At 61.6% G+C, this 11,114-nt stretch carries 10 protein-coding genes; all 10 read right to left on the bottom strand.

Going from position 1 to position 11,114, the window contains the following annotated elements:
• Nucleotides 1–54 precede the first annotated feature (54 nt).
• Nucleotides 55–831 carry an acyltransferase gene (locus LOC54_RS09520; protein WP_279313588.1) on the bottom strand — a complete coding sequence of 259 codons (777 nt, stop codon included), beginning with the start codon at nucleotides 829–831 and terminating at the stop codon, nucleotides 55–57.
• 2 nt (nucleotides 832–833) lie between these two features.
• Nucleotides 834–956, bottom strand: coding sequence for a hypothetical protein (locus LOC54_RS09525; RefSeq protein ID WP_279313580.1), 123 nt, complete (start codon nucleotides 954–956; stop codon nucleotides 834–836).
• Complete coding sequence (locus tag LOC54_RS09530; RefSeq protein ID WP_279313581.1) at nucleotides 953–3,547, bottom strand: MMPL family transporter; 2,595 nt, start codon at nucleotides 3,545–3,547, stop codon at nucleotides 953–955. Before LOC54_RS09530 ends, LOC54_RS09525 begins: the two co-directional genes overlap by 4 nt.
• A gap of 120 nt (nucleotides 3,548–3,667) precedes the next feature.
• The gene (locus LOC54_RS09535) at nucleotides 3,668–4,807 is read right to left on the bottom strand and encodes a glycosyltransferase family 4 protein (protein ID WP_279313582.1); all 1,140 of its coding nucleotides are present in this window, start codon (nucleotides 4,805–4,807) and stop codon (nucleotides 3,668–3,670) included.
• Between the two features lie 15 nt (nucleotides 4,808–4,822).
• Nucleotides 4,823–6,559, bottom strand: coding sequence for a heparinase II/III family protein (locus LOC54_RS09540; protein ID WP_279313583.1), 1,737 nt, complete (start codon nucleotides 6,557–6,559; stop codon nucleotides 4,823–4,825).
• Between the two features lie 37 nt (nucleotides 6,560–6,596).
• The gene (gene rpe, locus LOC54_RS09545) at nucleotides 6,597–7,268 is read right to left on the bottom strand and encodes a ribulose-phosphate 3-epimerase (protein ID WP_279313584.1); all 672 of its coding nucleotides are present in this window, start codon (nucleotides 7,266–7,268) and stop codon (nucleotides 6,597–6,599) included.
• 86 nt (nucleotides 7,269–7,354) lie between these two features.
• Nucleotides 7,355–8,713 carry an MATE family efflux transporter gene (locus LOC54_RS09550; RefSeq protein ID WP_279313585.1) on the bottom strand — a complete coding sequence of 453 codons (1,359 nt, stop codon included), beginning with the start codon at nucleotides 8,711–8,713 and terminating at the stop codon, nucleotides 7,355–7,357.
• Between the two features lie 5 nt (nucleotides 8,714–8,718).
• Nucleotides 8,719–9,486 (bottom strand): nucleoside triphosphate pyrophosphohydrolase, encoded by a 768-nt coding sequence (mazG, locus tag LOC54_RS09555; protein WP_279313586.1) that lies wholly within the window; start codon nucleotides 9,484–9,486, stop codon nucleotides 8,719–8,721.
• Between the two features lie 11 nt (nucleotides 9,487–9,497).
• Nucleotides 9,498–9,911 (bottom strand): hypothetical protein, encoded by a 414-nt coding sequence (locus tag LOC54_RS09560; protein WP_279313589.1) that lies wholly within the window; start codon nucleotides 9,909–9,911, stop codon nucleotides 9,498–9,500.
• A gap of 116 nt (nucleotides 9,912–10,027) precedes the next feature.
• Nucleotides 10,028–10,786, bottom strand: coding sequence for an SIMPL domain-containing protein (locus LOC54_RS09565; protein WP_279313587.1), 759 nt, complete (start codon nucleotides 10,784–10,786; stop codon nucleotides 10,028–10,030).
• Nucleotides 10,787–11,114: the final 328 nt, after the last annotated feature.

Consider the following 11,114-nt stretch of genomic DNA (forward strand, 5'->3'; position numbering starts at 1 on the left):
TCCGGTGAATCACAGGGCGATCCAAAACGATACCCTAAAGAAATCAAATATAAGTCAGGGCATCCCAGAGTTGGTATTATAGCTGCGACGTCCACACCAGGTGACAGCCCGTATCATAATGGAACGATGCACGACCCCTGCCTGCGGGAGCGTCTCTCCGGTCCACAGGAGAAACGCCGTACCCGCCGCCATCAGCGTCACGCCCCATATGTTCGTGACATAAATCGATTTCCACAGATACAGCGCCGCCATCCCCGCACACACCACAGGACGGAGGAGGCGGACCCACCCTCCCTGCAGAGGATATCTCCGTGCCAGAAGTGCTGCACAGCAGCCTGTGGCAATCCCGTCAGATGACGCGAGATAGGCATAGAGAAACCCGCCTTCGTCACCCTGGTGGTATAACCACCAGACCGGACCGGCAGCGATGATAGCCAGCATAAAAGCCACGATCAGCGCAGTACGCCGCAGCCCCCGGCACAGCAGGGGAAAGGCAAGATAGAACACCTCCTCCACCGACAGAGACCATAAAACCCCCAGAAGATAATTCACCCAGCCAAGCCGGCCGATCAGAACATTCATCGTAAAGGTCAGAGCGGCACCGTTGACCAGCCAGAAAGAGACCGGAGCCCCCGTCTCCTCTGCCCTGCTGAGAAAAATCGGAAGTCCCGTCAGGGAAAGCAGAGTGGCAACAGGCAGAAGGATCAGCAGGCACGGCAGAATCCGCGCCGCCCGCAGACGCAGAAACGCCCCGACACCGATCCCGCGCAGCGAGCCGAAGCGCTTCTCCGCACCGGATGTGATCAGGAATCCGGAAATGGCGAAAAACATCGTCACCCCGTAATTCCCGTTCCGGGCAGATGGTACGCAATATTATAGTGATGAAAAAGAACCAGCAGAATCGCGACACTGCGGAGAATATCCGTCCGGACATTACGACCCGCTGCAGCCGTCATATCTCATCCGCAGCACGCTTTGGCAGAAGCGCAGGCACGAACACCAGCGTCGCCAGCAGCGTGCAGCCCAGAGACAGAAGCAGCAGACGCCCCATGCTGGCCGTGCCGGGATGATGCGACAGCGCCAGGGACCCGAACGCCGTGCCCGTCGTCAGGGCCGAGAACAGAACCGCACGAGCCGTGGGCGAAGCCAGGGGAAAACGCACTCCGGCACGCCAGTTCATGACGAAATAGATGTTGAACGAAACGCCAACGCCCAGCAGCAGAGGCAGGGCGATGATGTTCGCGAAATTCAGCGTCTCCGGCACACAGACGATCAGAATGACCGTCATCAGCGCGGACAGCAGCAGCGGCGCGATCACCAGCGCCGCATCCAGAAGACGCCGCAGCGCCACCGCCAGAATGATCGCGATCATGACAACCGCAGACAGCGCCGCAACCACGAACGCATGAACGATCGTGCGCGCGCTCTCGACAATATCGGTCGCAGATCCCGCCACCTGTGGCGAAACGGCCTGCATCTCGCGCACGAACCGCCCGAGCTGCGCGCTGGACTCCACCCGCTGCGGATGCACCTCCACAAGATAGCGCCCGTCAGGCGCGACATAATCCCGGCGGATCTCCCCCGGAACATCACTGAGTGTCACAGGACCTGCGCCAAGCATCAGTTTAAGCGTATCAAGCTGCATCGGCAGGAACCGCACCAGATCACGGTTCATCCGCATCACCAGATCATCAGAACCCACGGACAGCTTCGCGAGAGAGGCCTGGATCGACCGCAGCGGGGAATCCCCCGGCAGAGCCCCGAGAACCTCACCAAGCCGGGATGCCGCCTTCGCCGCTGAAGCCCGCAGCGCTGCCGCATCGGGTGCCGCCTGCGGCGTATCGACGATCAGAGTCGACAGCAGCATGGATGCCGCATCCTGAATCAGCGGCAGCTTGGCCTTCTGATCCTCAGGAACATAGGAACCCAGCCACATCGCATCATGCACACCGGGCAGTCCACCGGTCTTCTGTGCAAGCGCCTGTGCCTGCTCCTTGTCCTTCACCAGAAACTCGGCACTGTACGGAGAGGAGATCGGGTTCTCCATCAGCAGATGCAGTGTCCGCATACCCTCGGAATGCGGGTCCTTGGTATGCAGGGGATCGCCGTCAAAGGTCAGCTTCGGCATCAGCGCCACACCCGCAAGAGCCAGCACCGCAAACACGCCGATCACCGGACGGCGATACCTGCGGACCAGGACATCACCCGGTTTCAGCCAAGCAAAACCCGCACGTTTCTGATCAATCTGCGGCTTCATAAGATAAAGCAGAGCCGGCAGCAGTCCGATGGTGCAGATGAAAGCCACCAGCATGCCCATTCCGGCAATCAGCCCGAGCTGCGCCACACCAAGAAAATCCGTCGGTACGAAAGCCAGAAATCCCGCCGCCGTCGCAGCCGCGGCCACCAGAATCTGATGCCCCGTCTCCTCACCCGTCAGATGCAGGGCCGTCTGCGTATCCTGCGCCGGATCATCGGAGCTGTGGGGCTGCGCGAGAAAACGCACGGAAAACTGAATGGCAAAATCCACTGCAATCCCGACAAACAGGATCGCAAATGCCACGGAAATCAGGTTAAGCGTGCCAACCGCAACGGCGGCAAATCCCGTCGTCAGCAGCAAACCCGTCACGAGAGTCAGTACGATCGGCACGATCACCCGCCAGGACCGCACGGCCAGAAACAGCCACAGGGTCACCAGCAGCAGAGACCCGATCAGCCCCGCGACCATCCCCTCGGCCACGGTGGCAAACTCCTCGTCACTGATCTGAACATCGCCGGTGATGGAAACATGCGCCTGGCCGGATTTCACGAATTCCAGATCATTCGCCGCATTCCGGATCGCCTTCGCCGCATCGCCGCCAGGCTGAAAGGAGGAATAGTCCGGTCTGGGCTGCGTGATCACAAAGGTATAACGCCCGGCCAGATCAGACAGTCCACCACCCAGAAGCTGCTGCCAGGACAGAGGCTCAGGCTTGCCTGATGCCGCAAGGGACAGCGCCCTGGAAAATCCGTTCAGAGGTCCGGCAAACCCGTTGAGATCCGCCTGCCCTGCCTTCACGCCCTGCGCGATCAGGCCCAGGGAATCAAACAGCCCCCGCGCGGAAGGATCCGCTGCCAGAGCGCCGAGAAACGGCTGGGCGGTGATCGTGTCATTGAGCACCTTCTCAAGCTGCTTCGTCTTAAGAAACATCAGCCCGTTGCGCGTCAGATAGGGATTGTCATCCGGAAGACGCACATAGTTGAAATGCGCGTGATCTCCCGCCAGCCGCGCCCCGAGCTGCCGCGCCGTCTCCCGCGCCTCCTCCGGCAGATCCGCATCAATCACGGCCACCATCAGATCCTGTTTCTGCGGGAACAGCCGTCCCATCTCGTTCGAGCGCTGCTTCCAGCCGAGCGTATCGGACAGCATCCTGTCCGTATCGGTCGTCACGTCGAGATGTTTCATCGCAGCCCAGACCGACCCCGCGGCCAGCAGGGTGAAAATCAGGACGACGGTCCAAGCGTGACGGGCGCAGCTTACGATAAAGCGGCCGATAATCGCAGCAAGCATGGGCAGGAAATGGCTCCGTGGGGGATCAGCGTCTCTCTGCCGGAAAGCAGATACGGACATCCGGCAGCCGTTGCCACCTTTTGACGTGATGAGCGCACCAGCGCAAGACGAAAGGCGATCTCAGCCGGGAGGGGCCTGCGCCCGCTCCGTCCCCGTATGCAGCAGGCTGACCACCCGGCCCAGGACGATCCGTTCGTCCCGCTCCGTCACGGCCAGCCGGCGTCCTGCAGTCCCCATCCGCTCCTGCAGCTCCGGTGAGGAGACCAGCTTCCGCAGGGCCGCCGCCAGAGGGAGCACCTTTCCGGGCGGAACCAGAAGCCCGGTCTCCCCGTCCCGGACCTGCTCCCGCGGTCCGCTGATATCTGACACCACCACTGGCAGACCAGTCATCATCGCCTCAATGACAGACATCGGCAGCCCTTCAAACAGGCTGGGAAGCACGAAAATATCGGCCGCAGCCAGGAGACGGGGAATATCTTCCCGGTATCCGACGCATTTCAGACGACCGCCAAGAGCTGTTTCTGCCCGGGTAAAATACGTCTCCAGAGCCTCTCCGTGATCGGAATCCAGACGCTTTCCCACGACCAGAAGATCCGCATCCGGGACCTGCTCCATTGCGACAAGCAGTTCGGGATATCCTTTATGGCGAACAAGGCGGGAGACCACCACGATCACCACCCTGTCATCCGGAATTCCAAGCTCGGCCCGGACCTCCGAGCGGGCCTGAGGATCCGGCCGGAAACGTTTCGGATCACGTCCGTTTCCTGTCGCCACGGCCTCGGCATGAATGCCGAGCCTGCGGGCCTGCCGGGCCTCCTCCTCCGAAACCGTCATGCAGATATCGGTCACACGTCCGGCCAGCCATTCCAGCACCAGCGCCAGGGCGCGCCGCCAGAGCGGTCCGGGCTGATTGAACAGATAGCCGTGACAGGTATAGGCGATGACCGGCACGCCACAGAGCCTGGCCGCAAGCCGCGCCAGAAGTCCACTGATGGGCATGTGGGCGTGAACCAGGTCCGGCCGCTCCCTGCGTATCACCCGGATCAGGGCCAGAAGTGCCCGGATATGTCTGAACGGCGAGAAAGAGCGGGCCATCGGTACGGGGATGATCCGGAACCCTCGCGAGCGTGCCTCCCTGAGGAGCGGGCCGTCCGCGCAGACCCCGATCACCTCATCGCCGCGCTCCCGAAGGGCCTCCATCAGCGGCAGCAGGAAATGGTGCAGCGAGAAATCAACATTGGTGACTTCAAGGATTTTCATCGCTGAACGCTGCTCTCAGTCATGCAGACGTGTGAATGCCCAGCGAACCGCGCTGGCACGACGCGGCGGCAACGGTTCCTCCGCCGGGGACGCGAGGACAGCCGGATCGGGCAGAGCTTCCCCTTCAGCAATCTCCACGCCGGAAGATGCGGGCTTCCCGCCCTGTTTCGGCTTCTCCGGAGCCTGTTCTTTCCTGACCTCAGGCACGATATCAGGAACGACCACGATCTGCTTTATATCCCGGCGCTGCTCTCCGCCGAACCAGACGCTGTCCTCGATTGCGGCCAGGCCGTCGGTCCGGAAGCGCCAGGTTTCTTCCGGCAGATGCAGGAGAATATCATGCTCTTCCGCCTCCACCCGGACATCCGGATGCAGATGGAAGCGCAGAACGAAGCTGCGCCCGTCTCCGCCTTCCAGCCGGTCCTCACCACGCAGATCCCGGCCTTCGTCCGAAAGGTAGAAACGGCGTTTCCATGTCCCCGCCCCTGCGGGACAGAACCCGTCAAGAGAGAGATCTGCGAGCAGGGCACCGGGGGCTGAAATCTGCTCGCAGGTGACGGAAGGACGGGAGAATATCCTGTCATCCTCGGTCCATTCCACGGAGCGTGCATGGTCAGGGATCAGTACCGAGTGGGCCGGAGCGTCACGCAGCGCCTTGTGCCATGCGGGAGATCCGCTGTCTCCGCAGTTGACAACGATACCCTGCTTTCCGGAAGAGAATTCGAACGACAGCGCCCCGGCATGTGCCTGCTGATCATATCCATCCGGTGCAGGCACCCCGGCATCAACCAGCAGAAGCGTGTTCTCCAGAGCCAGGCGCAGAAAGCGCCCCTCACTCATGCTGCGGGCCAGTACTTGCCCGCGTGGGGAGGCGCGTGCGATCACGAGATCAATCAGCTTTGGCGTATGGCAGACCGTGCCGTTGAACAGCGCGAGCGTGCCGTCTCCGTGGCGCATGGCGCGCAGGACGGGTGTCATGCGCTCCACTGCCGCAGCAAGATTGGTCGGCAGGGGGATCCGGGCGTTCTGCAGCATCAGACGCATTTCCGCCAGTTCGCGAAGAACCTGGAACTGCGTTTCCGGGCTGCGTGAGGCGTGCCATCCGTCCGGCAGGATCGAGGCATCCAGTTCCGCATCGATCAGGCCCATGAACCGCGCCATCAGCCTCCCGTGATCGGGTGCGGCAAGCCCGGCGGCAAGCAGCCCCTTGAGGGCGCGCAGAGGGCGGCAGTCATGGGTTCCGTCAGGAAGCTGAGGCGGGATCGTACGCGCTTCCGTCACGATCCGGGTCATCACCTTGCGGCGGAATGTCTCATCTGCCGAGGCCAGGAAGAAATCATAATGTCCGAGCCACGCACCGATCCGCGCGCCCGTGACGGACGGATTACGCAAAGGGGTTTCATTGACCGGTCGCATGATCCATTCGGTGATCAGGGCACGCCCGGCCAGGCGCGCATTCTCTGTCCCCAGCTCCCTGAGATCACGCAGCCATGAAAATCCCTGAAACCAGTCCCGGAAAGAGGCAGGCCATACGGTCGTGAGTTCGTGTGAGCTCCAGACCCCGTGTCCGATCTGCCGTGACATCCCTGCGTGCACGGCCTTTCCGCGGACCAGACTCTCTCCACCTGCTGCGGAACCGGGCCAGGGATCACGCAGGACGTTCACCGGATCGGCGGGGACGCGCGTGCCTGCCAAGGGGCCTAGCAGCGCTAGGGAAAATTTCATGTCCTGCAGCCAGCGGGCAAAACTCATCGGGTTGTTCCCCGAGCGTCCGGTACGGAAATGCCGGTCATGCGGATACACCTGCTTTCAGTGCCGCGATTGCTGCCCCGTAGTCGGGTTTGCCATAGATGGCACTGCCGGCAACGAGCATGTCTGCTCCCGCCCTGATGACCTGCGGTGCTGTTTCCGGATCAATTCCGCCATCCACTCCGATATGGATGTGCCTGCCGCTTTCTTCTGCCATCTCCCGCAATCTGCGGATTTTCGGCACCTGGCTCTGAATGAATTTCTGCCCTCCGAAACCGGGATTGACACTCATCACGAGAATCAGATCGATCATATCCATGAGTTCGGAGACGGCCTCCGCCGGAGTTGCCGGGCAGAGGGCGATACCGGCCCTGAGGCCCATATGGCGAATGGTCTGGATCGTGCGGTGTGCGTGCGGTCCGGCTTCGATATGGAACGTGACGTGATCGGCTCCGGCATCCGCAAACGGCTCAAGCCAGCAGTCCACGGGTTCGACCATCAGATGCACGTCGAATTTGAGCGAGGAATGTTTCCGCAGCGCTTTGACGACGGACGGACCGTAGGAAATGTTCGGGACGAAGTGACCGTCCATGATGTCGAGATGCAGCCAGTCCGCACCGGCTTTTTCCACCTCTTCCACCTCTCTGGCGAGCTTTGTGAAATCAGCGGCGAGGAGGCTTGGAGCAATGAGAAGGCGTTGCGTCTGTGTCATCCGATTTCTTATCCGGAATCTGTGGGAGAGAGGCAACGGCCTGCCTCCTCTGTGCACGGATTATTTCGGCTTTTGTCATAAAACCGTTATTTTTTTATTACAACGCCCGGGACTGTGGAACGTTCTTCATCTTTTTCCGGAATATCCCTGATCAGACCCGGCAGGCAGCATCCGAGTGCCAGCGCGCGCCAGAGATAGGCCAGAAGAAGGGCTGTCCAGACCCCTTCCGCATCAAGTCCCCGCAGCAGAAAATCGGTCAGGATATAGGCTCCGGTCACGATCAGCGCGGCGTTCCGCAGGTTGCGTCCTCTGGTCGCGCCGATGAAAATGCCATCGAGCAGCCATCCGGGGGCTCCGCAGAGTGGAACCAGCGCGCAGAGCGGCAGCAGCATCAGGGCTGTCTTCCGCACGGCCTCATCCGTGGTCAGTAATCCGATCAGGACCGGTCCGCAGAGGATGAACAGCAGGGAGAACAGGGCGCCGCCGATGAGGGAGAACTCTCCGGTGAGCCGGGCGGCACGGAAAAAGGCCTTTCTTGATCCCGCACCGATAGCGGCCCCCGTGCGCTGCTCGGCTGTAAAGGCAAAACCGTCGAGCACGAAGGCGCTGATATTGACGAACTGCATCAGCACATGGCTGGCGGCGGCCGTCACCGCGCCCAGCCGTGCGCCGGAGCGTGCGAACCAGGCGAAAAGCAGCAGCAGGGCAAGAGTGCGGATCATGATATCCGCATTGACCGAGACCATCCGGCGCAGGGCCTTCGTATCAGACAGGATCCGGTCATTTTTCAGGGATGCCCGCCACAGGGGCAGGCCACATATCCGTACGGCCAGCAGACAGGCCGTTCCCAGCGCGACCCATTCTGCAAGGGCCGTGCCGATCCCGACGCCGACAGCTCCCAGTCCGAAGATTCCGGCCAGCAGGAGATCCAGAATAACGTTCGCGCCGTTCATGACGATCTGGCACAGCAGCGCCATACGCGTACGTCCCAGGCCGATGAACCAGCCGTTGAGGGCATAAAATCCCAGTGCGGCCGGAGCTCCGAAAAATCTTGCGGCCGTAAAGCCATGTGCGGCCTGCCAGGCATCATCCGGAACGCTGAGCATCTGCAGGGCGGCAGGCACGATCAGGGGTGAGACCAGCAGCATGATCAGACCTGCGGGAATCCCCAGGATCAGCGCCCGGATGAGCGTTGCACGGACTTCGCTGTCACGATCCGCGCCGTATGCCTGCGCGGTCATCCCGGTTACACCCATACGGAGGAAGCCGAAGCTCCAGAACACGAAATTCACGATTGTCGCACCAAGCGCCACACCGGCCAGTGCTCCGGCATCGCCGGTCCGACCGATGACGGCGACATCGGTCAGCCCGGTGAGCGGAACCAGGGCCTGCCCCAGAATGACCGGCCAGGCCTGATCCAGGACCTCTTTTCTTGTCAGTGTCATCCGGTTCAGGCGCCGCGCTTGACCTGCTGCCAGAGCGCGTCGAGGCGATCCACATCCTGACCGTCCACCGTCTCTCCATCCCGGGCGAGCAGAGCCTCCACGGCCTCGAACCGGCGCTGGAATTTGGCATTCGCCCCCCGGAGCGCCTCTTCCGGATCGATATCGAGGCGGCGGGCCAGGCTTGCGACGGCGAACAGCAGGTCTCCGATTTCATCCCGAAGAGCCGTGCGATCGCCTGAGAGGATTTCGGCCTCGACCTCTTCGGTTTCCTCACGGACCTTGGCGACGACACCTGTGACATCCGGCCAGTCGAAACCGACCCTTGCCGCGCGGGCGGCCAGTTTACGCGCCCGCATCAGGGCCGGAAGCGCCTGCGGGATTCCTGCAAGCGTACCGTGCTCGGCTCTGGCCTGCCGTTCGGCGGCCTTGCCTGCTTCCCAGGTATCGGCATGGCGTGCGGCATCGCCCTGCGCGAAGACGTGGGGGTGCCTGCGAATCATCTTGTCGGCTATGCGGTTCGCCACTGAATCGAAAGTGAAGTCTCCGGACTCTGCGGCAATCTGTGACTGGAAGACCACCTGGAGCAGCAGGTCTCCCAGTTCGTCCTCCGTCGCGTCGGTATCGCCCTTCTGTATTGCATCGAGAACCTCATAGGCTTCCTCGATGGCGTAGGGCGCGACTGTTAGGGGGGTCTGAGCGACATCCCAGGGGCAACCATTTTCCGGGTCGCGCAGGCGTGTCATGATTTCGAGAAGCCGCGCAATTCCGCTCACGATCCGCCTCCTTATTCGTATTTCGTGCCGTTTACGATCACATAGCCCGGCAGTCCCCATCTGGATCCGGTGCCCTTGTGGGTCCAGTCGATCCCCTGACGGCGGGGTGAGTCATAATAATAGCGGCCGACAACATCGACCTGATCACCCTTTTCGACCCAAGGCCAGGGCGGCGTGTTCATCTCGTCCAGGTTCGTGACGATCCGGATGGAAACGCCGCTGCCGGTGCTGACATAGAAATAACCATGTACGCCGCTGCGTGTTTTTCTGGCACGATGCGCGACGGAGACGACCTTTCCGCAGATATGAACAGGCTGATCGCCGCGCACCTGACCGCTTTCCGCGGCCTGCTGTGCGGACAGAAAACCGTTATTGTCACATGACGGGGAGACCGTCTGTGCGGATGCGGGGAAGGCTCCGGCCATGCATATCGCAGCAACCGCTCCGGCCAGATAAACTCTCAGTCGCATATGGTGCCGCCCCCGCTGCAGTTCAGACTGCCCCCGCTATAGCAGAATGCGGACGGACGGGAAGCGGCGCCTTATGGTCCGATGCGCCAGCTTGTCTGAATCGTGCGTGTGACCTCAATCGGCTCGGGCTGCATACTGACCGCAACGGGCGGCGGCGGAGCCGGCATATCGAGTTCCGCCTTTTCCGCAGCGAAAGCTCTTGCCCTGAGCAGCATCGGCGGACGTTCCCCGTTATCTTCCAGGGTAATGGAACGCACGGCACCGAGCTGGACATGCATGCCTTCCGCCAGAGCCGCTGCTTTTTTCCGGGCGTCCTCCGAGGCTGCAATGATGGCTTTCTGCGCGGCGTCTTCCGGATGAGCCAGGAAGAACTGTGCAACCGAAGGCTGCCATCCGCCAAGTCTGCTGATCTGGCCGACGATCGTGCCCGCATCCGTTACGGCCGGGGTCTCGATACTGACGGGCAGACTGGCGACATAGCCCACTATAGCGCATTCACCTTCGGAGAGCGTACCTGGGCCGTAGCGTCTGCACCCGCCCGCGCGAACCTCTGCCACATTCATCTGCGAGCTGTTCTGCACGATGTTCTTTTTCAGAGCCTCGATACCTGCATCGATCCTGGCACGGGATCTGACGAGTGCCTTTATGGCATCATCCTGGGTCTTGCCCTCGCCGCGCACGGTGTAGCGGATCGTGACCCTGTCCGGCATGACCTCAGCCTTTCCCGTTCCGGTGACGGAGATGACAGGCGTGGCGCTGTCATCCGCGAGGGCGGCTGCGGGAAGAAGGACCGGAAACAGGCTGAGTCCGGCAAGCAGAACTGTTCTCACGGCAGCGTTCCTTTCATGAAGCGCGTGCGGGCCGGGGGAGATTTTCATAAAGCTGCGCCCGGGGTCAAGCCGGGGCCAGGACGCGCGTCATACAGCCGGTGTGAGGAGGCTGCCCCCCGGCTGCGGTCCTGTTATGATATCTGCTGCCTGTGATATCCACTTCCCGCCGCACTCAGGAGACAGGATTTCATGCCGGAAATTTCAGGATATTTCGCAAAAACCGACGACCTAGCAGCCTGTCGGGTTGGGGCACTCTGTGAAGTGGTGATGTTGTAAGGTGGTGAGATGAGCAGCTTCATCCCGTTTGACCGGTCTCAGCCGTATCTTC

It is taken from the genome of Acetobacter sp. AN02 (assembly GCF_029759835.1).
In the GTDB taxonomy this organism is placed as follows: Bacteria; Pseudomonadota; Alphaproteobacteria; order Acetobacterales; family Acetobacteraceae; genus Acetobacter.